Annotated in this window: 1 protein-coding gene; it reads right to left on the bottom strand. The window is 70.3% G+C overall.

Translation table 11 applies throughout. The features are described 5' to 3' along the window. Positions 1 to 53 precede the first annotated feature (53 nt). Positions 54 to 25529, bottom strand: a 25476-nt coding sequence (locus IT779_RS08040; RefSeq protein WP_196148487.1) for a non-ribosomal peptide synthase/polyketide synthase, incomplete at its 5' end; no start/stop codon positions are given.

Below are 25529 nucleotides of genomic sequence, written 5' to 3' on the forward strand. Positions count from 1 at the left end.
TCGCAGCAGGAGTATCACCATCCGGCCCGATTGGAGCCGGGCCGGACGGTGGGCTATTCGACGACGATGATGCGGGTAGTCGGGTCGGCGGGGGTGGTGGGTTCGTCGGGGGCTACGAACCAGTGGGTTACCTCTCCTTCAGCCAAATCTTCGCCGATGTCGCCGGTGGGGATCACCGAGAGGGCGCCCGCGGTGGCGGTGGCGAGGAATTCCAGGAGCGCGGGGCGGCCGGTGGGGGCGACGGTGTAGGTGGTGGATTCGTAGTCGATGTCGTTGGCGTCGCGGACCTCGATGGCCAGGTCGAGCGCCTCGGATTGGGTGAGGTCGGCTCGGGCGCCATCGACCAGTTGGACGAAGGCGGTGTGGTCCTCGCCGAGTGGGCGCAGGCGGTCCGCGTAGGAGACCGGATGTGCCGCGGCGGCGGACAATTCGGCGGCGGTCGCCGGATCGGCCGGTACCAGCCAGCGCATTTCGCCGGGAACCGGGGATTCGCCGATGCCGAAGGCCGCGCCCGCGGCGAGCATGTCGTCCTCGGTGAGTCCGTGGGCGAACAGGCAGGCCGCGCCCGCTTTCTGCACGGCCCATGCGGCCACCACCGCGTCCACCGAACGCGGCAGGGTCAGTGCGACGACATCGCCGGGGCCCGCGCCGTGCGCGATGAGTACGCGCGCCAGCTGGGAGGAGCGGCGGTCGAGCACGTGGTAGGCGATCTCGTCGCCGTCGGCGAGCAGCGCGGGCGCTTCGGGATCGGCTTCGACGACCTCGGCGAGCACCTTGGCGACGGTGCGCGCTCCGACCATGGTCGGTTCCGGCGTCGTGGCGGCCGCGATTCCGGAATCGGCGAGCAGGCGGGCGCGTTCGGCCTCATCGAGGATGTCGATGTCGCGGACCAGGCCCGCCGGGTCGCCGAGCAGGGCATCGAGGACGCGCACCAGGCGGGTCGCGAGGGTCTGCACGTCTTCGGCGGTGAACCGGCTGGTCAGGTATTCGATATCGATGCCGAGGGTGGATTCGGCGGCGACTTTCAGGGTCAGCGGGTAGTGCGTGGAGTTGCCGACGTCGACCCCGGTGACCGACATGCCATCGATGGAGCTCGCGGCCTCGATCGCCTCGCGGTCGATCGGGTACGACTCGAATACGAACAGCGTGTCGAACTGGGAACCGACGCCTGCGGCCCGCTGGATGTCGGCGAGCCCGACGTAGTGGTGGTCGAGCAGGTCGGCCTGGTCGCGCTGCAAACGCTGCAACTGCGCGCCGATGGTGGCGCCGTCGTCGACGCGGACCCGCACCGGCAGGGTGTTGATGAACAGGCCGACCATCGATTCGACGCCGGACAGTTCCGCCGGGCGACCCGATACGGTCGCGCCGAACACCACGTCGGAACGTCCGGTGAGCCTGCCGAGCAGGATGCCCCACGCCGCCTGCACCAGGGTGTTGACGGTGATGCCGAGTTCGGCGCAGTGCTTGGTGAGCCGCCTGGTGCGTTCCACGTCGAGTTCGGTGACCACGCGACCGGTCTCGTACTGCTCGGCCGCGCGCGCCTGCGGGGCGAGTTCGGTGGGTTCGGTGACGCCGTCGAAGGCGTGCGCCCAGGTGCGCAGCGAATCCTGCAGGTCGCGTCCGCGCAGCCATTCGAGGAAAGTGCGGTAGGAGGCGACCTCGGGCAGCAGCGACAGTTCGCCGCGCACCGCGTACAGCACGAGCAGGTCCTGCATGAGCAGCGGCATGGACCAGCCGTCCATCAGCACGTGGTGGGTGGTGATGGCCAGATGCCAACGCTGCTCGTCGGTGCGGAACAGCGTGAACCGCACCAGCGGCGCGGCCGACATGTCGAAACGGTTCGCCACGTCTGCGGCCAGTCGCTCGCGCAGCGCCGCGTCGCGTTCGGCGGCCGGTGTCGCGGTGAGGTCGACTTCCCGCCACGGCACCTCGAGCCGGTCGAGGACGATCTGCACCGGCTGCCCGGAGGAGTCGGTGACGAACGCGGTCCGCAGGTTCGGGTACCGGTCGAGCAGACCTTGCGCGGCGGTGTGCAGGCGTTCGGCGTCGACCTCGCCGCTGAGTTCGATGACGGCCTGCATGGTGTAGACGTCGACGGCGGCGGTGGTCATGAGCGCGTGGAACAGCAGACCCGACTGCAGCGGGGTGAGCGGCCAGATCTCGGTGAGGCCCTGGTATTCGCGTTCCCACTGTTCGATATCGCTCTGGCCGACACGCAGCAGCGGCATGTCCGACGGCGTGTAGCCGCCCGCGTCGGGCCGTGCGGCGTGCGCGGCGAGCGCGGTGAGCGCGGCGATCCAGTGGTCGGCGAGTTCGCGCACCCGGTCCTCGTCGAGGAGGCCGGTCGGGAAGGCGAACGACGCGAGCACGCGGCCGTCGACCACCGCGGTGTCGATGTCGAGCGTCGCGGCAGCGGGCATCCGCGGGTCTCGGACGGTGACGATCTGCGCGGGGACCGCGCCGCGATGGTGGAACGCGACCTGGCCGATCTCGGGCAGCAGGTGTCCGACGCCGGGTTCGAGCGCGGCGAGCACCTGTTCCTTGACGGCCTTGAGGACCCGGCCCGCCGCGGCGCCTCCGGTGGCGGCGTCGTCGAGGTCGATGCCCGCGAGGTCGATTCGCACCGGCAGGCTGCCGGTGAATCCGCCGACGGTGCGGTCGAGGTCGGCGCCCGCGACGGCGTCGGCCGCGCGTCCGTCGACGTCGAGGCGGATCGGGCCCGCCGGCGCGGAGCGCCAACGGGTCAGCGCCATGACCAGTGCGCCGAGCAGCGTGTCGGCGACGGTGCCGCGATACAGCGCGGGCAGGGTGTCGATGACGGCGGCGCCGACCTCGGGCGGTACGTCCACGCGCACTCGCAGCACGGTGTCGGCCGTGTCGATCGCCGGGTCGATGGCGCGAGCGCCGATCAACGGATCCGGTGTCGCCGAGAACTGTTCGGCGAGCGTTTCGCCGACCTCGGCGTCGACCACGCTGTGCGCCCAGCGCCGGAATGTGGTTCCGGTTTCGGGCAATTCGAGCGTCGCGTCCACACCGAGGCGGTCCGCCGCGAGGGTCAGCTCGGCGAGCAGGATCTGCCATGAACGGTCATCGACCACGAATCCGTGTGCGACGACCAGCAATTCGTCGTCCCGATTGTCGGCGAAGGTGAACAGCACGAACTGTGTCATCACGCCCGCGGCGGGGTCGAGCCGTTCGGCGGCGGCCCGGCGTTCGGACTCGACGAGTTGCGCGAGATCGGTCTTCTTCTCGACTCGCGCCTCCTGCACCATGGCTTCGACGTCGAAGTCGTCCGGTACGAGCGCTTCGAAGACGCCGTCGCGCAGGCGGGTGCGCAGCGCGTCGTGCCGGTTCAGGATGAGCGCGATGGCCTCGAGCAGGGTGTCCCAGTCCAGCGCGGCGGGCAGGGGCAGCAGCGCCGCCTGCGCGAAGTGCTGGGTCGGGGTGTCCGCGGGCAACGCCGAAAGCAGGGTGCTCATCGCCGGGGTCAGCGGCAGTTCGCCGACGCCGCGACCCGGCAGTTCCCGAATCCCCATCAGCGACGGGTCGGGCGCGGTCTCGGCGACCGCGGCCAACGCGGCGACGCTGCGCTGGTCGAAGACGTCGCGGACGCTGAACACCGCGCCGAGCGCCTTGGCCCGCGACACCAGTTGGATGGACAGGATGCTGTTGCCGCCGAGTGCGAAGAAGTCGTCGTCGGCGCCGATGTGCTCGGCCTCGAGCACGTCGGCGAAGACGCCCGCGATCAGCTTCTCCGCCTTGGTGGCGGGCGCGCGGAACTCGGCCTTCTCGAAGGTCGGCTCGGGCAGGGCGTTGCGGTCGAGTTTGCCGTTGGCGTTGAGCGGCAACGCTTCCAGCGCGACGAACGCGTTCGGCACCATATACGAGGGCAGTTCGGCGGCGAGCGCGGAATGCAGTGCGCGGCGGTCGAGTTCACCGGTCTCGGGGTCGAGTCCGGTGGCCGAGGGCACCACGTAGGCGACCAGCCGGTCGCCGAGACCGGGATCGGTCCTGGCGAGTACGGCCGCGGCGGCGATGGTCGACTGGCGCAGCAGCGCCGCCTCGATATCGCCGAGTTCGATGCGGAAGCCGCGGATCTTGACCTGGAAGTCGGTGCGGCCACGGTATTCCAGTTCGCCGTCGGCGTTCCAGGCCACCAGGTCGCCGGTGCGGTACATGCGTTCGCCCGCGCCACCGAACGGGTCGGCGACGAAGCGTTCGGCGGTGAGGTCGGGTCGCGCGAAGTAGCCGCGCGCCAATTGTGTTCCGGCCAGGTACAACTCACCGGAGACGCCGACCGGCACCGGCCGCAGCCGGGCATCGAGGACGTAGACCCGACTGTTCCATTCCGGGGCGCCGATCGAGACCGACACCCGGTCGGCGTCGGTGACCCGGTGGTTGGTGATGGACACCGCGGCCTCGGTCGGACCGTAGAGGTTGAACAGCGACGCGGCAGTGGTGCGGCGCATCCGCTGCGCGGTGTCCGCGGGCAGCGCCTCGCCGATGGCGAGCACCCGGCGCAGCGAATCCGGCAGTCGCCCGTCGGATTCGGTGAGCAGCGCGTCGAGCATGGACGGCACGACGTGCAGGGTGGTGACGCCGGTGGCCCGCATCAGTTCGTTGAGGTAGACCGGGTCGCGGTGGCCGTCGGCGGTGGCGATGACGAGTCGCCCGCCGCTCACGGCCGCCGACCAGAACTCCCAGACCGAGAGGTCGAAGGTGGCGGCGGTCTTGAGCAGCACCGCGTCCTCGCTGCCGAGACCGAATTCGGCGGTCTTCCACAGCAACTGGTTGACGATGGCGCCGTGCGGCACCGCGACGCCCTTCGGCTTGCCGGTGGAGCCGGAGGTGAAGATGACGTAGGCGGTGTGCCGCGCGGTCAACGCGCCGCGCCGCTCGGTCGCGGTGATCGGACCGACCGGGAATGCCGACAGGTCGATGGCGTCGACCACGACGGATTCGGCCGCCGGGGTGGCGAACGACTCCCGGCTCGTGGTGAGCACGCAGACCGGCGCCGCCGTGCCGAGGATGTAGTCGACGCGGTCGGCGGGCTGGTCGGGATCGACCGGCACGTAGGCCGCGCCCGCCTTGGCCACCGCGTACATGGCGACGACCAGGTCGGTGGAGCGGCGGATGGCCAGCGCCACCCGGTCCTCGGGGCCGACGCCGCGCTGGATCAGGTAGCGGGCCAACCGGTTCACGCGCGCGTCGAGTTCGGCGTAGGTGAGGGTGGACCGTGCGCCGAAGGCCTGGTCGGCGACGATGGCCACGGTACCCGGCGCGGCGTTCGCCACCGCCGCCTCGAACAGCGAGACCAGGGTGGCCTCGGTGTCCGTCTCGTGCGCGGTGTCGTTCCACTCGGCGAGGATGCGGTGCTGCTCGTCGGCGGTGAGCAGGTCGATCTCGCCCACCGGCACCGTGACGTCGGCGACCACCGCATCCAGCACCCGCACGAACCGGTCGGCGAAGCCCTGGACCGTCGACTCGTCGAACAGGTCGGTGGCATAACCGAATTCGGTCATGATCTCGGCGGGCGTGCCGTCCTCGTTGTAACGGTCGTAGACGGTGACCTGCAGGTCGGTCTTGGCCAGCTGCGAGTTGAAGTTGACCGCGCTCACGGTCAGGCCGGGCAGGGTCAGCGCGGTCTCGGCCAGGTTCTGGAAGGACAGACCGATCTGGAACAGCGGGTTGCGCGCGGTGGACCGCTCCGGGTTGAGCACCTCGACGAGCCGTTCGAACGGCACATCGGCGTGGGCGAAGGCTTCGAGGTCGCGTTCGCGCACGTCGGCGAGCAGATCCACGAACCGATCGCCGGAGTTCACGCAGGTGCGGAACACCAGGGTGTTGACGAACATGCCGATCAGGTCGTCGAGTTCGCGTTCGCCGCGGCCCGCGATGGGCGTGCCGACCGCGATGTCCTCGGTGCCCGAGAGCCGCGCCAGCAGCACGGCGAGCGCCGCGTGCACGACCATGAACAGCGACGCCTGGTTGGCGCGCGCGAGTTCGTGCAGTCCGGCGTGGCGCCGCGGGGAGATCTCGAAGCGAATGGCCTTGCCGTGGAAGGACTGCGCCGGTGGGCGCGGCCGATCCGCGGGCAGTTCCAGCTGATCCGGCAGTCCGGCAAGCGCGTTGCGCCAGTAGGCGACCTGGCGCGCGGCCAACGATTCGGGATCGTCCTCGGAACCGAGCACCTCGCGCTGCCACAGCGCGTAGTCGGCGTACTGCACCGCCAGCGGAACCCACTGCGGCGCTTCACCTTCCACGCGCGCTGCGTAGGCGGCCATGAGGTCACGGGCCAGCGGGCCCATGGACGCGCCGTCGGCGGCGACGTGATGCACCACGAAGGCGATCACGTGCTCGTCGGCCGCGCCGGTTCCGGTGAGGCGGAACAGCGCGACCTTCAGCGGGACCTCGCGGGTGACGTCGAAGGTGGTGAGCGCGAACCGGATGACGGTCTCGACCACCTCGTCCTCGGACACCTCGACCGCGACCAGCTCCGGCGGCGTCGCCGCGACCGGCAGGATCACCTGGCGCGGGCCTTCCTCGGCGCTCGGGTAGGTGGTGCGCAGCACCTCGTGGCGGGCGAACACGTCGCCGATGGCGCGGGCGAGCGCGTCCACGTCGAGCGCGCCGGACAGCCGCACCGCGAGCGGGATGTTGTCGACGGCCGATGCGGTGGTGTCGAACTGGTTGAGGAACCAGTACCGCTGCTGGGCGGGCGAGAGCGGGATCTCCTCCGGCCGCCGCATGGTGGTGAGCGCTGGCCTGGTTCGCCCGGAGCCCGCGAGCCGCTCGACGCTGGTGGCCAGCGCGGCCACCGACGAGGATTCGAACAGGTCGCGCACCGCGAGCTGGGTGTCGAGGGCCGCGCCGAGTCGCGCGGTGACCTGGGTGGCCAGCAGCGAGTTGCCGCCGAGTTCGAAGAAGTCGTCGTCGAGTCCGACCCGCGCGACGCCGAGCACATCGGCGTAGATGCCCGCCACGATCTCCTCGATCGGGGTGGTCGGTGCGCGGAACACCTTGGCCTCGAACACCGGCGCGGGCAGCGCCTTGCGGTCCAGCTTGCCGGATGCGTTGAGCGGAAACGCTTCCAAGGTCACGAAGGCGTTGGGGACCATGTACGCGGGCAGGTCGCCCGCGAGTTCGGCGCGCACGGCCTCCACGTCGATGTCGTGGTCGGCGGCGGTGATCACGTAGGCGACCAGTTGGTCGCCGAGGCGTTCGTCGGAGCGCACCAGCACGGTCGCCTGTGCCACCGAGTCGAGGGCGGTCAGCGCGGCTTCGATCTCGCCGAGTTCGATACGCAGACCGCGCAACTTCACCTGGAAGTCGGTGCGGCCCAGGTACTCCAGTTCGCCGTCGGCGGTCCAGGTGACCAGGTCGCCGGTGCGGTACATGCGCCCACCGGCGGGGTCGAACGGATTCGCCACGAAACGGTCAGCCGTGAGGTCGGGGCGCGCCACGTATCCGCGCGCCAACTGCACGCCCGTGAGGTAGAGCTCACCCGCGACACCGGCCGGGACCGGATGCAGACGCGAATCCAGTACGTAGACCTTGGTGTTGAACACGGGTGCGCCGATCGGCACGGAAACCGTATCCGCGTCGGTCACCTCGTGGAACGTCACATCGACCGCAGCCTCGGTCGGACCGTACAAATTGTGCAGTCGAGCACCGGTCAACTCACGCAAACGCTGCGCCGTCGCCGCCGGAAGCGCCTCACCCGAAGCAAAAACATTCCGCAGACTCGAGCACCCACCAGCACCCGACTCCGCCACGAACACCGACATCATCGACGGCACGAAATGCACCGTCGACACATGCTGATCCACAATCGTGCGCACCAGATACGACGGATCACGATGACCATCAGGACGCGCGATCACCAAACGCGCACCCACCTGCAACGGCCAGAAGAACTCCCACACCGACACATCGAACGTCGCGGGCGTCTTCTGCAACACCGCGTCGTCGCTGTCGAGCGGGTAGGTCGACTGCATCCACTCCAGGCGGTTCACGATCGCCTCGTGCGAGACCGCCACACCCTTCGGGCGACCCGTCGAACCGGAGGTGAAGATCACGTACGCGATATCCGATGGACGCAGCGGCGCACGGCGTTCCGCATCCGTGACCGGGGTGTCCGCGTATCCGGACAGGTCGAGCGCCGCGAGGTCGAGCGCACGCACCGAACCGGCGTCGAATCCGTCACGGGCGGTGGTGAGTACGCAGACCGGCGCGGCCGTGTCGAGGACGTAGGCGGTGCGGTCGGCCGGATGATCCGGGTCGAGCGGCACGTACGCGCCACCGGCCACGGTCACCGCGTACATGCCGATCACGAGTTCCAGTGAGCGCCGCATGCCGAGCGCGACCGTGGTGTCGGGTCCGACGCCGAGGTCGATCAGATGCCTGGCGAGGCGGTTCACGCGGGCGTTGAACTCGCCGTAGGACAGGTCGGCGCCCTCGAAGGTGAGCGCCGTCGCGCCGGGGTGGCGAGTGGCGCGGCTCTGGAACTTCGACACGAGGGTCGCACCGGGCTCGACGTCGAATTGGGTGCTGTTCCAGTCGGTCAGGATGCGCCGACGTTCGGCCGGATCGAGCAGTTCGATGTCGCCGAGCGCAGCTTCGGTGCGCGCGGCCATGGCGCCGAGCAGCTTCATCAGCCTGTGCGCGAAGCCTTCGACCGTCGCGGCGTCGAAGATATCTGTGGCGTAGGCGAATTCGGCGCGCATGCCGCGATCGGCACCGCCGTCGGCGTGGTCGGAAATGTTGAGGTGCAGGTCGAATTTGGCCGTGACGACATCGAGCGGCACGCCCGCGACCTCGAGGCCCGGCAGTTCGAAGGATGCCTCGCCGGTGTTCTGGAACGAAAGCATCACCTGGAACAGCGGGTGCCGCGCCTGCGAACGCGCCGGGTTCAGGATCTCCACCAGCCGCTCGAACGGCAGGTCGGCGTGGCCGAAGGCGGCGAGATCGGTTTCCCTGGTGTGCGCGAGCAGTTCGGTGACCCCGCGCGCGGCATCCACCCAGGTGCGCAGCACGAGGGTGTTGACGAACATGCCGATGGCGTCGTCGAGTACAGCCTCGCCGCGACCGGCGACCGCGGTGCCGATGGCGATGTCCTCGCCGCCGGACAGCCGCGCCAGCAGTGCCGCGAGTGCGGCGTGCACGACCATGAACAGGCTCGCCCCGTGTTCGCGGGCCAGCGCGTCGAGGTCGCGCACCAGATCGGCGTCCAGCGAGAATTCGTGGACGTCACCGCGATTGGACGCGACGGCGGGCCTGCTGCGGTCCGAGGGCAGGTCGAGCTGATCCGGCAGCCCGGCGAGGTTGCGCGACCAGAAGGCGATCTGCTCGCCGATCAGCGAGGCGGGATCGTCCTCGGAGCCCAGCGTTTCACGTTGCCACAGTGCGTAATCCGCGTACTGGACCGGCAGCGGGGCCCAGCCCGGCGCCTCACCGCGCGAACGCGCCGCGTAGGCGACCATGACGTCGCGGGCCAGCGGACGCACCGACCAGCCGTCCCCGGAGATGTGGTGCACCACGAAGACCAGCACGTGGGTCTCCGGGCGGGAGCCGTCCATGGAGGCCGCGATGCGGAACAGGGTGGCCCGCACCGGGACCTCGCTGGTCACGTCGAAGCCGGTGAGCACGAGATCGCTGATGCGCTCGGGCAGTTCGTCCTCCGACACCGCGACCGGGGTCAGGTCGAGACCTTCGCCGCCCGCGGGCAGCACCACCTGCACGCCCGTGCCCTGCGCGGTCTGCGGGTAAACGGTGCGCAGCACCTCGTGCCGGTCGACCACGTCGGTGACGGCCCGGCGCAGCGCCTCCACGTCGAGCGCGCCGGTGAGCCGCACGGCCAGCGGGATGTTGTTCACCGCGGTCCGGCTGTCGAAGCGGTTGAGGAACCACATGCGCTGCTGGGCGAGCGACAGCGGGATGGTCGCCGGACGCGGGCGTGCGGCGAGTTCGCGGCGGCGGCCCGCGCCCGCGTGCGTTTCCATGCGCGCGGCGAGCGCGCCGACGGTGGGCGCCTCGAACAGCGCGCGCACCGGGACCCTGGTGTCCAGCGCCGCGCCGAGGCGCGCCGCGACCTGGGTGGCGATCAGCGAGTTGCCGCCCAGATCGAAGAAGTCGTCGTCCAGACCCACCGGACGCTCACCCGACACACCGAGCACCTCCGCGAAGGTGTTGGCCACGATCTCCTCGATCGGGGTCGATGGCGCACGGAATTCCCTGGCTTCGAAGACGGGTTCGGGCAGTGCCCTTCGGTCGAGTTTGCCGTTCGGGTTGAGCGGCATCTCGTCGAGCGCCACGATCGCCGCCGGGACCATGTAGGACGGCAACAGTGCGCCAAGGTGTGCGCGCAGAGCCTCGACATCGACCGTGCCATCGGCGACGAAGCCACCTGCGGCGGTGCCTGCGGGGCCGCCCACAGCTGCACCACCGAAGCCGCCTGCGGCAGCGCCCGAGCCGACTGCGGCAGCCGCACCAGCGAAGCCCGCAGCGGTACCAGCGGAGCCCCTCGCGGCTGCACCCCCTGAGCCGCTCGCAGCTGCACCCCCTGAGCCGCTCGCGGCTGCGACAACGTAAGCGACGAGCCGGTCCCCGGTCAGCGCGTCGGAGCGCACCAGAGCGACTGCCTGCGACACCGAATGGTGCGCTGTCAGAGCGGTTTCGATCTCGCCGAGCTCGATGCGCAGACCGCGCAGCTTAACCTGGAAGTCGGTGCGGCCCAGGTACACGATCGAGCCGTCGCCGGTCCGCGTCACCAGGTCGCCGGTGCGGTACATGCGTGCACCGGCGCCGCCGAACGGATTCGCGACGAAACGGTCCGCGGTGAGGTCGGGCCTGCCGTAGTAGCCGCGCGCCAACTGTCCGCCCGCGAGATACAGCTCACCCGCGACGCCGACCGGCACCGGATGCAGTCGCGAATCCAGCACGAACGCCTGCGCGTTCCACACCGGCAGACCGATCGGCACCGCACCCGACACCTCGTCGGCGACCGGCGCGTGCGTCGCGTGCACCGCGAATTCGGTGGGGCCGTACAGGTTGAACAGGTCCGCGGAACTCACCCGCCGGATGGCGGCGACATTGTCGGAGGTGAACGCCTCACCCGCGACGAACAGCGCGCGCAGCGAACCGAGCGCCGCACTGTCCGCGCTGCCCGCGAAGACGGTAAGCATGGACGGCACGAACGAGGTCATGGTCACCCCTTGCGCCGCGATCACCTCGGCCAGGTACTGCGGATCACGGTGGCCGTCGGGACTCGCCACGACGATCCGGCCGCCGGTCGAGAGCGGGCCGAACAGCTCCCACACCGAAACGTCGAAGGTCGCGGGCGTCTTGAACAGCACGATGTCCTCGGCGCCGATCCCGTATTCACCGGTGATCCAACGAATCTGGTTGACCACGGCCGAATGCGGAACCGCGACGCCCTTCGGACGACCGGTCGAACCGGAGGTGAAGATCACGTAGGCGGGATGCTGCGGGCGCAGCGGGCCGAACCGGTCCTCGTCGGTGACCGGCGCGTCCGAATAGCTCGAAAGGTCGAGTTCGTCGACGACCAGCGTCTCGATGCCGGAGGCGACGAAACCGTCTCGCGCGGTGGTCAATACACAGACCGGTGCCGCGGACTCGAGCACGTACCCGACGCGCTCGGCGGGCTGATCGAGATCGAGCGGCACGTAACCGCCGCCCGCCTCCTGCACCGCGTAGGCGGCGACGACCAGGTCCACCGAACGCCGCAGACCCAGCGCCACCAGCGATTCCGGACCGACACCCGAAGCGATCAGACGACGGGCGAGACGATGCACCCGACCCGCGAACTCCGCGTAGGTCAGCGATTCGCCCGAGGCGGGATCGACCACGGCGACCGCGTCCGGCGAAGCCTCCGCCTGGCGCGCGAAATCGCCAACGAGCGTGCCGGTGGTGTCCAGTTCGCGGTCGGTGCTGTTCCACCCGCGCAGCGCGCGGTAGGTTTCCCGCTCGTCGAGCAGCGGGATGTCGCCGATGGCACGATCCGGGTCGGCGGCCACCGCGCGCAGCAGGCGCACGAAGCGGCGGCCGAACTCCGACATGGTGGTCGAGTCGAAAAGGTCGGTCGCGTAGATGAGTTCGGCGGCGATGCCTTCGGTTTCGGCATTCTCCGACATCACCAGTTGCAGGTCGAATTTCGCGACCTCGATCGGCAGGTCGACCGCGCTGACGGTGAGGCCGGGCAGTTCCAGTGCGGTCTGGCCGGTGTTCTGGAACGACAGCATCACCTGGAACAGCGGGTGCCGCGCCTGCGACCGCGCCGGGTTCAGGATCTCGACCAGCCGCTCGAACGGCAGGTCGGCGTGTCCGAAGGCGGCGATGTCGGTGGCGCGCACGGTGCGCAGCAGATCGGTGAAGCTCGCGTCGGCGTGGATCGGGGTCCGCAACACGAGCGTGTTGACGAACATGCCGATCAGGTCGTCGAGCGCGCGTTCGCCGCGGCCGGCGACCGGCGTTCCGATCGCGATGTCGTCGGAACCGGACAGCCGCGACAGCATGACCGCGAGCGCGGTGTGGGCGACCATGAACAACGTGGTGCCCCTGGTGCGGGCCAATTCGACCAGACCGGCGTGGGTGCGCGCGTCGATGGCGAAGCCGTGGGTCGCGCCGCGACCGCTCGCGACCGCGGGACGCGGCCGGTCGGCTGGCAGGTCGAGTTGCTCGGGCAGGCCGCGCAGCGCGTCGGTCCAGTACGAGATCTGTTCGGAGATCACCGAATCCGGATCGTCCTCGGCGCCGAGGACCGCGCGCTGCCAGAGCGCGAAGTCGGCGTACTGCACCTCGAGCGGACGCCACGCGGGTTCGCCGCCCTCGACGCGCGCGCCGTAGGCGATCATCACATCGCGAGTCAGCGGGCCCATGGAGAAGCCGTCGGCCGAGATGTGGTGCACGACCAGCGCGAGCACGTGCTCGGTCGGGCTCACCTCGAACAGCCTGGCCCGGAACGGCACCTCGACGGTGACGTCGAAGGCGGTGCGCACGAATTCCGCGAGCCGCGCGGGCAATTCGGCGTCGGTGACATCGACCGGGGCGAGATCGGGAATGACCTGCCCGGTGGGCACGCTCTGCTGCCGTGCCGCGCCGCCGACCTCGGGATAGTAGGTGCGCAGCGATTCGTGCCTGGCCAGCACGTCGGCCACCGCGATCTGCAACGCCTGGCGGTCGAGCAGACCGGACAGGCGAACGGCCGCAGGGATGTTGTCCACCGTCGACTCGGGATCGAACCGGTTCAGGAACCACATGCGCTGCTGAGCCAGCGACAGCGGCACCTGTTCGGGCCGCTGCTGCGGCGCGAGGCTCACCCGCGCGCCCGCGCCCGCCCGCGACTCCACCCGCGCTGCGAGCGCGACCACGGTGGACGCCTCGAACAGTTCACGGACGCCGAGGTCGGTGTCGAGCGCCGCGGACAGCCGCGCCGCGACCTGGGTGGCGCTCAGCGAGTTGCCGCCGAGAGCGAAGAAGTCGTCGTCGAGACCGACCCGTTCCGCGCCGAGCACATCGGCGAAGATGTCGGCGACGATCTCCTCGACCGGCGTGGTCGGCGCGCGGAACACCGCGGCCTCGAACACCGGCGCGGGCAGCGCCTTGCGATCCAGCTTGCCCGAGGCGTTGAGCGGGAACTCCGCGAGCACGATGACCAGCGCGGGCACCATGTACGCGGGCAGTTGCCTGCCGAGGTCCTCGCGGACCAGATCGGTGTCGACCGGCTGATTCGGCGCGGCGACCACGTAGGCCACCAACTGGTCGCCGGTGCGCTGATCGCCGCGCACCACGACGACGGCCTGGGCGATCTCGTCCAAACCGGTGAGCGCGGACTCGATTTCGCCGAGTTCGATGCGCAGACCGCGGACCTTCACCTGGAAGTCGGTGCGGCCGAGGTATTCCAGCTCGCCCGCCGCGTTCCAGGACACCAGGTCGCCGGTGCGGTACATGCGCGAACCGTTGGCGGCGAACGGATTCGCCACGAAGCGGTCACCGGTCAGGTCGGGACGCGACACGTAACCGCGCGCCAACTGCGCTCCCGCGAGATACAGCTCGCCCGCGACGCCGACGGGTGCGGGACGCAGTCGCGAATCCAGCACGTAGACCTGGGTATTGAACACCGGCGCGCCGATCGGCACGATATCGGTGTCGGCCTCCTCGACCCGGTGGTAGGTCACGTCGACGGCGGCCTCGGTGGGGCCGTACAGGTTGTGCAAGGCCGCGCCGGTCAGCTCGCGCAACCGGTGCGCGGGCTTGGGCGGCAGCGCCTCGCCGGAGGCGAACACCATGCGCAGGCTCGCGCAGCGCGAGGCGGCGGCGTCGGCGACGAAGACCGCGAGCATGGACGGCACGAAGTGGGTGACCGTGACGCGCTCGGTGGCGATGATCTCGGCCAGATACGCCGGATCGCGGTGCCCATCCGGCTTGGCGACGACCAGTCGCGCGCCGATCTGCAAGGGCCAGAAGAACTCCCACACCGACACGTCGAAGGTCGCCGGTGTCTTCTGCAGTACGGCGTCGGCCTCGGTGAGACCGTATTCGGACTGCATCCACACCAGGCGGTTGACGATCGCGGCGTGCGAGACCGCGACGCCCTTGGGCCGCCCGGTGGATCCGGAGGTGAAGATCACGTAGGCGGTGTTCGACGGACGCAGCGGCGCGCGCCGATCCGCGGCGCTGATCGGCGCTTCCGACACACCCGACAGGTCGAGCAGGTCGATACGGACCTGCGCGGTGTCGATGTCGAGATCGGCGCCGGAGGTCAGCACGCAGACCGGATCGGCGGTGGCCAGAATGTATTCCGTGCGTTCGGCCGGATGATCCGGGTCGAGCGGCACGTAGGCTCCGCCCGCCACGGTCACCGCGTACATGCCGACCACGAGGTCGACCGAGCGCCGCATGCCGAGTGCCACGAACGATTCCGGCCCGACGCCGCGGTCGATGAGCCAGCGCGCCAGGCGGTGCACCCGCGCGGCGAACTCGTCGTAGGACAGGCTCGCGCCGTCGAAGGTGAGCGCGGTCGCCTCGGGGGTCGCGGCGAGCTGGGCGTGGAACATCGAGGCAAGGGTGGCCGCGGTGTCGATGTCGCGCGCGGTGGCGTTCCAGCCGGTGGTGACCAGCGCGCGTTCGGCGGCGTCGACGAGTTCGATATCGCCGACGCTGCCGTCGGGATCGACCGTGATCGTGGTGAGCACCCGAACCAGCCGGTCCGCGATGCGGCGCACGGCGTCCTCGTCGAACAGGTCGCGCAGGTAACCGGCGCGAATGCGCAGGCGGGTGTCGAGCTGGGCGATCAGGGTCAGCGGGTAGTGGGTGGCGTCGGCGGCGTCGAGGCCGGTGACCGCCATGCCGTCGATATCGGCGGCCTGCGCGCGGATGCCTTCGGCGTCCACCGGGTAGGACTCGAACACCACGAGGGTGTCGAACAGTCCTGTGACACCGGCCGCGGACTGGATGTCGGCCAGGCCGATGTAGTGGTGGTCGAGCAGATCGGCCTGCTCGCCCTGGGTCCTGGTCAGCACCGCGCGCGCGGATTCGGACGGGTCGAAGCGCACCCGCACCGGCACGGTGTTGATGAACAGGCCGACCATGGACTCCACGCCCGCCAGCTGCGCCGGGCGGCCCGACACCGTTGTGCCGAACAGCACGTCCTCGCGGCCGGTCATGCGACCGACCAGCACGCCCCACGCGACCTGCAGCACCGTATTCGGCGTGACGCCGATCGAACTCGCGAGTTCGGTGAGCCGCGCGGTCGCCGATTCGTCCAGGTCGAAGAAGTACTCGCCGGACAGCGCGGTGATCTCGCGACCCGCGTCGGGCCGTGCGAGCAGGGTCGGTTCGCCGACCCCGCGCAGCGCCGTCGACCACGCGGCCACCGAGGCCGCGTGATCCTGGCGCGCGGTCCATTCCAGGAAGTGGCGGTAGGAGCGCACCGCGGGCAGCGCCGCGATGTCGCCGCGCAGCGCGTAGAGCGCGAGCAGGTCGCGCATGAGCAGCGGCATGGACCAGCCGTCGAGCAGGATGTGGTGGTTGGTCACCACGAAACGCCAACTGTGCGTTTCGGTCTGGATCAGGGTGAAGCGGATCAGCGGCGGCTCGGTGAGGTCGAAGCGGCGCATGCGGTCGACGTCGATGAGGTCGGCGGCGTCGCCGGAGTCGACGCGGTCGTATTCGGTCCAGTCGACCCGCACGCTGTCGAGCACGATCTGCACCGGGTTGCCGTCGTTGTCGGTGACGAACGCGGTGCGCAGGTTCTCGTAGCGGTCGACCAGAGCCTGTGCGGCCGAACGCAGTCGGGCCGCGTCGACCCGGCCGGTGAGGGTGAGCACCGCCTGCGCGGTGTACACGTCGACCGATCCGGCGGCGAGTCGGGCGTGGAACAGCAGACCGGATTGCAGTGCCGAGAGCGGCCAGACGTCGGTGAGCGTCGGGAAGCGCCGCTCCCATCCGTCGATATCGCGTTGGGTGAGCGCACGCCTCGAGTCCTGGCGCGCGAGTCGGACCAGTGGGAAGTCGGCCGGGGTGTGGCCGCCCGCGTCGGCGGAATTGGCGTGCCTGGCAACGGCTTCCAGCGCCGCGACCCACAGTTCGCCGAATTCGCGGACCGCGTCGGCGTCGAGCAGCGTGGACGGGTAGCCGATATTGGCGGTCAGCTTGTCGCCGACCACGATGGCGTTGACGTCCAGCGGCGCCATGGCGGGCATATCCGCGTCGTAGGCGCCCGCGAGCGCGCCGAGTTCGGGCGCGGGAATCCAGCCGAAGCCGCGCAGCGCCTCGGGCACGTCGCTGTCGGAGACGCGGCCGAGGTAGTTGAAGCTCACCTGTCCCGGCAGCGACGCGGGCAGCTCCGGCGCCGTCGCGGGATTCAGGTAACGCAGCAGGCCGTAGCCGATGCCCTTGTCCGGCACCGCGAGCAGCTGCTCCTTGACCGCCTTGAGCGCGCGCCCGAGCACCGGTCCGCCGGTCAGGGCGGCATCGACGTCGATGCCGGTCAGGTCGAGGCGCACCGGGAAGATGGCGGTGAACCAGCCGACCGTGCGCGAGAGGTCGGCGCCGGGCACGATCTCCTCTTCGCGGCCGTGCCCCTCGAGCCGGATCAGCAGCGGGTCGTCGGTGCGCGCCGCGGTGCGCCTGGACCGCCAGAGCGCGGTGGCCAGCGCGAGCGCGGTGAGCAGACCGTCGTTGACGCCGCCGTGGAACAGCGCGGGCACGGTGGTCAGCATGGCCTTGGTGACCTCGGCGGACACCTCGACCCGCACCTTCTCGATCCCGCCCGAGGTGTCGACGAGCGGGTCCATCGGGCGATCGGTGAGCAGCGGATCGGCCGCGCCCGCCACTTCGCGCCAGTAGTCGAGTTCGGCGACGCGCGCCGGGCTGTCGGCCTCGCGCCGCAGCGCGTGCGCCCAGGCCCGCATGCTGGTCGCGGGCGCCACCAGTTCGGGACGCTGACCGGCGGTGAGCATGCCCCACGCGGCCACGAAATCGGGTACGAGGATGCGCCAGGAGACGCCGTCGACCACGAGATGGTGCGCGATCACGATCAGGCGACCCGCGCGACCGGACGCCGAAGGGTCGAGCCAGACGAAGCGAACAACCGTTCCGACCGCCGGATCGAGCCGGTCGAGTGCGGAATTCACCGCCGCGGTGGCGATTTCGAACAGCTCGTGATCGCTCGCGGCGACCGGGAACTCGACCCGCTCGATGCGCGCGTCCACATCGACCGAACCGGGTTCGGCGGTCTGCACCACCCAGTCCTCACCGTCGCGGCGCAGCGCCGCGCGCAACATGTCGTGCCGGTCGATCACGGCGCCGACGGTGGCGGCGATGCCCGCGCGATCGATGCCGAGCGGAAGTTCCAGCGCGAGCGTCTGGTTGAACCGCCCGAAGGAGCCGGGACGCTCGGCCATGAACCGGACCACCGGCGTCGGCGGCATCGCGCCGACACCGCCGCCGGGCAGTTCGGCCAGTACCGGCACGACCGTGTCGGCGGCGTCGGCGGTCTCGGCCACCGCGGCCAGTCCGGCGACGGTGCGCTGTTCGAAGACGTGGCGCGGGGTGAACACCACGCCGCGCGCCTTCGCGCGGGAGACCAGCTGAATGGAGACGATGCTGTCGCCGCCGAGCGCGAAGAACGAGTCGTCAACGCCGACCCGCTCGACGCCGAGCACCTCGGCGAACACCTCGGCGATGGTCTGCTCGACCGGCGTGCGCGCGGCGCGGAACACGACCTCGGTCGCGAAGACCGGTTCGGGCAGCGCCCTGCGGTCGAGCTTGCCGACCGGGGTGAGCGGCACGTGGTCGAGCACCATGATCGCCGAGGGCACCATGTAGGCGGGCAGGCGCTGCTCGAGCGACGCGGTCAGTTCCGCGATATCCACCGAACGTCCAGGCGCGGCAACGACATACGACACCAGCGAGACCGCGCCCGCGGCGCTCTTGTGACCGAGCGTCACCGCGAAGTCGACGCCGTCGTGCGCGAACAGCGCGCTGTCGATCTCGCCGAGTTCGATGCGGAAACCGCGCACCTTGACCTGGAAGTCGGAGCGGCCGACGTATTCGACGACGCCGTCACGGGTCCAGCGCACGACGTCGCCGGTGCGGTACATGCGTTCGCCGTCCGCGTACGGGTTGGCGACGAACCGATCGGAGGTCAGGCCGGGCCGGGCGTGATAGCCGCGAGCCAGCTGGATTCCGGAGATGTAGAGCTCGCCGGCCACGCCGACCGGCACCGGCCGCAGCCGCGCGTCCAGGATCAGCGACCGGATACCGCGAATCGGCGCGCCGATGGTCACCGTGTCGCCCGCCGCGAGCGCCGGGCTGATGTTGACCACCATGGCGGTCTCGGTGGGGCCGTACACATTGTGGACGCGGCGCATCGAGCCGTCGGCCAGCGGCACACCCCATTTCGCCATCAGGTCGGCCGGGAACACCTCGCCGCCGACGGTGAGCACGCGCAGCGAGTCCACATCGGAGGGGTCGACGGTCGCCAGTGCGGCCGGGGTGATGAAGATATGCGAAACCCGTTCGGCGCGCATGATCTCCGCCAGTTCCTCGCCGCCGTACACGCCGGTCGGGACCACGACCAGCGCACCGCCGGGTCCGAGCGCGAGCAGCAGTTCCAGGATCGACGCGTCGAAGCTCGGCGAGGCGAAATGCATAGCGCGCGTGTCGGATTCGAGTCCGTACACTTCACACTGCACGGTCGCGAAGTTGGCGAGCACGGTGTGCGGGACCACGACGCCCTTGGGCACACCGGTGGAACCCGAGGTGTAGATGACGTAGGCCGGGTGCTCCGGGCGCAGCGGGCGCAGCCGGTCGGCGTCGGTGATCGGGGACGCGTCGTAGGCGTCCAGATCCAGCTCGTCGAGCACCAGCCAGCGCACCGAATCCGGCAGGTCGGGGCGGGTCTCGGCGACCGTGATGCCCACCGGCGAACCGGAATCGGTCACCATGTGCGCGATGCGGTCGGCCGGATAGCTCGGATCGACGGAGACGAACGCCGCGCCGGTCTTGGCGACCGACAGCGCGACGAACACCGAATCCGCCGACCTCGGCACGCCGACCGCGACCAGGTCCTCGACGCCGATGCCCTCGGCGATCAGCAAGCGGGCCAGGCGGTTCGAGCGTTCGTCCAGCTCGCCGTAGGTCAGCGTGCGACCCCGGAAGATCACCGCGGGGGCCTGCGGATCGCGGGCGACAGCGGCGGCGAGCAGGTCGGGCAGGGTGCGCGGGGCGATCGCGGGCGCGCCGGTGCGGGCGATCAGGTCGGCCCGTTCCTCGGCGTCGAGCAGTTCGATCGCGCCGACCCGCACCGCGTCGTCCGCCGCGACGGCCTCGAGCACGCGACGCCAGCGCGTCACGATCGCGGCGGCGGTGTCGGCGTCGAACAGGTCGGTGGCATAGGTCAACGCCACCGACATGCCCGCGCCATCGGGCAGTTCGGTCAGGGTGAACTGGAGGTCGAAGCGTGCGACGGATTCCTCGAGATCCAGCGCGGCGACCCGAAGGCCCGGCAGTTCCAGACTGGTGTTGTCGTGGTTCTGGAAGGCCAGCGCCACCTGGAACAGCGGGTTGCGCGACTGCGACCGTTCCGGGGCGAGCAGTTCGACCAGCCGCTCGAACGGCACGTCGGCATTGCCGTAGGCGTCGAGGTCGGTGGTGCGGACGCGGTCGAGCAGTTCGGCGAAGGGTTCGCCCGCGCGCACGCCTGTCCGCAGTACCAGGGTGTTGACGAACATGCCGACCAGATCGTCGAGCGCCTGTTCGCCGCGGCCCGCGATCGGGGAGCCGATCGCGATGTCGTCGGTGCCGGACAGCCGGGCAAGCAGCACCGCGAGCGCACCATGCATGACCATGAACAGCGAAGCGCCGCGCCGACGCGCGATGGCGTCGAGTTCGGCGACGAGTTCGGCGGGCAGCCGCTCCGACAGCGTCGCGCCACGCAGCGAGGCCACCGGCGGGCGCGGCCGGTCGGCGGGCAGGGTCAGCTCGTCGGGGACGCCGTCGAGCATCCGCTGCCAGTATTCGACCTGGCGGGCCAGCAGCGACTGCGGATCGTCCTCGGCGCCGAGCACGTCGCGCTGCCAGATGGCGAAATCGGCGTACTGCACCGGCAGTGGCGCCCAGCCGGGATCGCTGCCCTGGCTGCGCGCGGTGTAGGCGGTCATCACGTCGCGTGCCAGCGGGGCCATGGAGAAGCCGTCGCCCGCGATGTGGTGCACGACCACCACGAGCACATGCTCCTGCGCGCCGAGCACGTAGAGCCGGGCGCGCAGCGGAACCTGTTCGGCCACATCGAATCCGAGCGAGGCGAATTCGGCGACCGCGACGCTCACCTCGGCCGGGTCGACCACGATGGGACGCAGGTCGAGCACGATGTTCTCGGCGGGCACGATCGCCTGTACCGGCGTCCCGCCGTGTTCGGGATAGCGGGTGCGCAGCGACTCGTGCCTGCGCACCACGTCGGCGACGGCGAGCCGCAGCGCCTCGATGTCGAGTGCGCCGGTGAGGCGGATCGCCAGCGGCAGGTTGTAGGCCGCCGACGCGGTGTCGTACTTGTTCAGGAACCACATGCGCTGCTGCGCGTAGGACAGCGGCACGAGTTCGCCCGCGCGGCGCGGGCGCGCGACCAGGCGGGCGCGCGCGGCGCCGTCGGTATGCGATTCCACGCGTGCGGCGAGCGCTTCCACGGTGGACGCCTCGAACAGCGCGCGCACCGGAATGGACGCGCCCAGCGCGGCGCCGATGCGGGCCACGACCCGGGTCGCGATGAGCGAGTTGCCGCCGAGGTCGAAGAAGTCGTCGTCGACGCCGACGCGGGCCACGTCGAGCACATCGGCGAAGACCGCGGCCACCGTCTCCTGCACGGGCGTGACCGGCGCGCGGAAGGCGCGGGCCTGCGCGGCGGGCGCGGGCAGCGCCTTGCGGTCCAGTTTTCCGTTGACGGTCAACGGAATCCACTCCAGCCGCACCAGGGCCGACGGCACCATGTACGACGGCAGCCGCTCGGCCGCGCCGCGGCGAACCAGATCCAGATCGGGCACGGTGTCCGCTTCGGACACCACGTAGGCGACGATGCGCTGATCGCCCGGCTGGTCCTCGCGCACGACGACCGCCGCCTGCGCGATACCGGCCTGCGCGAGCACCGCCGACTCGATCTCGCCGAGTTCGATGCGGAAGCCGCGCACCTTCACCTGATCGTCGGCGCGGCCGAGGTATTCCAGTTCGCCGAAGCGATTCCAGCGCGCCAGGTCGCCGGAGCGGTACAGTCGCGAACCCGAATCCCCGGCCTCCGCCAGCGGATTCGCCACGAAACGGGTCGCGGTGAGATCCGGCCTGCCGAGGTAGCCGCGCGCCAGTTGCGGTCCGGCCACGTACATCTCGCCCGCCACGCCGACCGGCACCGGGCGCAGTCGCGCGTCGAGCACGAACACCCGCAGCCCCGCGATCGCCCGACCGACCACACTGCCCGAGGCGGCGGCGATGGTCGCGGCGTCGAGCGCGCGGTAGGACACGTGCACGGTGGTCTCGGTGATGCCGTACATGTTCACCAGCACCGGACCCGAACCCGTGACGCCGTCGCCGTGCCTGGCGACCCAGTCCGAGAGCCTGCGCAGTTCCAGCGCCTCACCGCCGAACACCACGTACCGCAGCGACAGCGGCGCGACGGCCGTGCCCGCGTTGCGGTCGGCCTCGGCCAGCTGGTAGAACGCCGACGGCGTCTGGTTGAGCACCGTGACGCGTTCGGCGCGCAGCAGTTCCAGGAACTGTTCGGGCGAGCGCGAGGTGTAGTAGTCGACCACGACCACGGTGCCGCCGAACAGCAGCGGACCCCACAGCTCCCACACCGAGAAGTCGAAGGCGTAGGAGTGGAACAGCGTCCACACGTCGTCGGGGCCGAAGCCGAAGTCGCGATCGGTGTTCGCGAACAGCCGCACCACATTCCGGTGCGCCACCGCGACGCCCTTCGGACGCCCGGTCGACCCGGAGGTGTAGATGACATACGCGACGTGCTCGGGCCGCAGCGGTGCGTGGCGGTCCGCGTCGGTGATCGGCGCGTCGTCGGCGTCGACCACATTGCCGGTCTCGACGGCGAATCCGTCCAGCACCACCTTGGGCAGGCGGCCCGCGACCGCGGGGTCGACCGTCGAGTCGAGCACCACGCTGGTCGGGCGGGCGTCGGACAGCACGTAGGCGATGCGGTCGGCCGGATAGGCCGGGTCGACCGGGACGTATCCCGCGCCGGTCTTGACCACCGCGAGTAGCGCCACCACCAGGTCGAGCGAACGCGGCAGGATCACCGCGACCAGCGATTCCGGGCCAGCGCCGTCCTCGATCAGCCTGCGCGCCAACACATTCGCGCGGCGATCCAGTTCGAGATAGCTCAGCGAATCGGCGCCGAACTTCGCGGCGACCCGATGCGGATGGGCGGCCACCGAACGGTCGAACAGCGAAACCACCGTGAGATCGGCGGCATTCGCGCCGAGCGCGCCCGCGACGGTGTCGGCGCCGGAGGACACCCAGCGTCGCGACACGTCGAGTTGTTCGGCCTCGCCGAGCAGATCGATGTCGCCGACGATCACCGCGGGATCCTCGGCCACCGCGCGCAGCACGCGCACCAGCCGCTCGGCGAACGCGGCGACGGTCTCCGGGTCGAACAGTTCGGTCGCGTAGTTCCAGGACAGCGCGAGGCCGCCGTCGCCGGACTCGCCGACGGTCAGTTGCACGTCGAACTTGGCTGTGCCCGCGTCGAATTCGACGACATCCAGATTCAGTCCGCCCGGCAGCGCGACGGTGGGGACCTCGGCGGCCGAGGCCGCCTCGAAGGTCAGCGCAACCTGGAACAGCGGGTGGTGCGCCTGCGACCGGGTCGGGCTCAGTACCTCGACCAGCCGCTCGAACGGCACGTCCGCGTGCGCGAAGGCGGCGAGGTCGGCGCCGCGAACCTGCTCGAGCAGGTCGGTGAAGTGCGCGCCGAGGTCGATCTCGGTGCGCAGCACCAGCGTGTTCACGAACATGCCGACCAGGTCGTCCAGAGCGCGCTCACCGCGGCCCGCGACCGGCGTGCCGATGGCGATATCGGTGCTGTTGGACAGTCGCGCCGCCCAGGTCGCCAGGGCGGCGTGCACCACCATGAACAGGGTGACCCCGTGCGCGCGGGCCACGTCGCCGAGCGCGCGATGCAGCTCGGCGTCGACCGAGAAGTTGTGCATGCCACCGATATTCGAGGCGATCTCGGGCCGCGGCCGGTCGGCGGGCAGTTCGATCTGATCCGGCAGGTCGCGCAGCCGCTCGCCCCAGAACGCGAGCTGGGCCGCCGACACCGATTCCGGGTCGTCCTCGGCGCCGAGCACCTCGTTCTGCCACAGCGTGTAGTCGGCGTACTGCACCTCGAGCGGCGCCAACGCGGGCGCCTCGCCGCGCACGCGCTCACCGTAGGCCGCGACCATGTCGCGCAGCAGCGGGCGCAGCGAGAAACCGTCGGCGCTGATGTGGTGCGCGACCAGTACGACGATGTGGCTGCGCGCGTCGAGGGTGAGCAGGTTGGCGCGGAACGGGATCTCGGCCGTCACGTCGAAGTGCGCGCTCGCGAGTTCGATGATGCGCGCGGAGAGTCCCGGCAACGTCACCGGTTCGGCGACCAGTTCGAGGTGCGCCTCGTCGGTGTGCAGAATCCGCTGGTAGCCGACGCCGTCCAGCTCGGGGTACACGGTGCGCAGCGCTTCGTGGCGGGCTTGGACGTCGCCGATGGCGGCGGCGAGCGCCGCGGTGTCGAGCGGGCCGGTGAGCCGGATGGCCACCGGGATGTTGTTGACCGCGGTGTTGTTGTCGAAGCGGTTGAGGAACCACATGCGCTGCTGCGCCGCCGACAGCGGGATCAGCTGCGCCGACGTGCCGTCCGGCAGCGCGACCGGCGCGGGCCGCGACCGCGCGGTGAGCGGCACCCGACCGCCCTGTCCGGCGGCCGATTCCACGCGCACGGCGAGCGCCTGCACCGTGGACGCCTCGAACAGCAGGCGCACCGGCACCTGCGTGTCGAGCGCCTCACCGAGCCGGGCCGCGACGCGGGTCGCCACCAGCGAGTTGCCGCCGAGTTCGAAGAAGTCGTCGTCGAGGCCGATCCGTTCGACGTCGAGCACCTCGGCGAAGGTGCTCGCGACGATCTGCTGTACCGGCGTGGCGGGCGCGCGGTATTCGCGCGCCTCGAAGACCGGGTCGGGCAGGGCCTTTCGGTCCAGTTTGCCCGAGGGATTGAGCGGGAATTCGTCCAGGACGAGGTAGGCGGTCGGCACCATGTAGGCGGGCAACTGCCCCGACAGCACCGTGCGCACCGATTCGAGGTCGAGTACCCGATCGGGATCGGCTACCAGGTAGGCGACCAGGTGATCGCCGGTGCGCTCGTCGCCACGCACCAGCACGACCGCCTGTGCGACGGCTTCCTGTGCGGTGAGCGCGGTTTCGATCTCGCCGAGTTCGATGCGCAGACCGCGCAACTTCACCTGGAAGTCGGTGCGGCCCAGGTACTCCAGCTCACCGTCCGGCGTCCAGACCACGAGATCGCCGGTGCGGTAGGCGCGTTCGCCGTCGGTGGCGAAGGGGTTTGCGACGAACCGGTCGCAGGTCAGGTCGGGGCGGCCGACGTATCCGTGCGCCAACTGCGCGCCCGTCAGATACAGCTCACCCGCGACACCGACAGGTACCGGATGCAGACGCGAATCCAGTACCAGGACTTTGGTATTGAACACGGGTGCGCCGATCGGCACGGAAACCGTATCCGCGTCGGTCACCTCGTGGAACGTCACATCGACCGCAGCCTCGGTCGGACCGTACAAATTGTGCAGTCGAGCACCGGTCAACTCACGCAAACGCTGCGCCGTCGCCGCCGGAAGCGCCTCACCCGAAGCAAAAACATTCCGCAGACTCGAGCACCCACCAGCACCCGACTCCGCCACGAACACCGACATCATCGACGGCACGAAATGCACCGTCGACACATGCTGATCCACAATCGT

Origin of the sequence: Nocardia bovistercoris, from assembly GCF_015674855.1 — a bacterium.
In the GTDB taxonomy this organism is placed as follows: domain Bacteria; phylum Actinomycetota; class Actinomycetes; order Mycobacteriales; family Mycobacteriaceae; genus Nocardia; species Nocardia bovistercoris.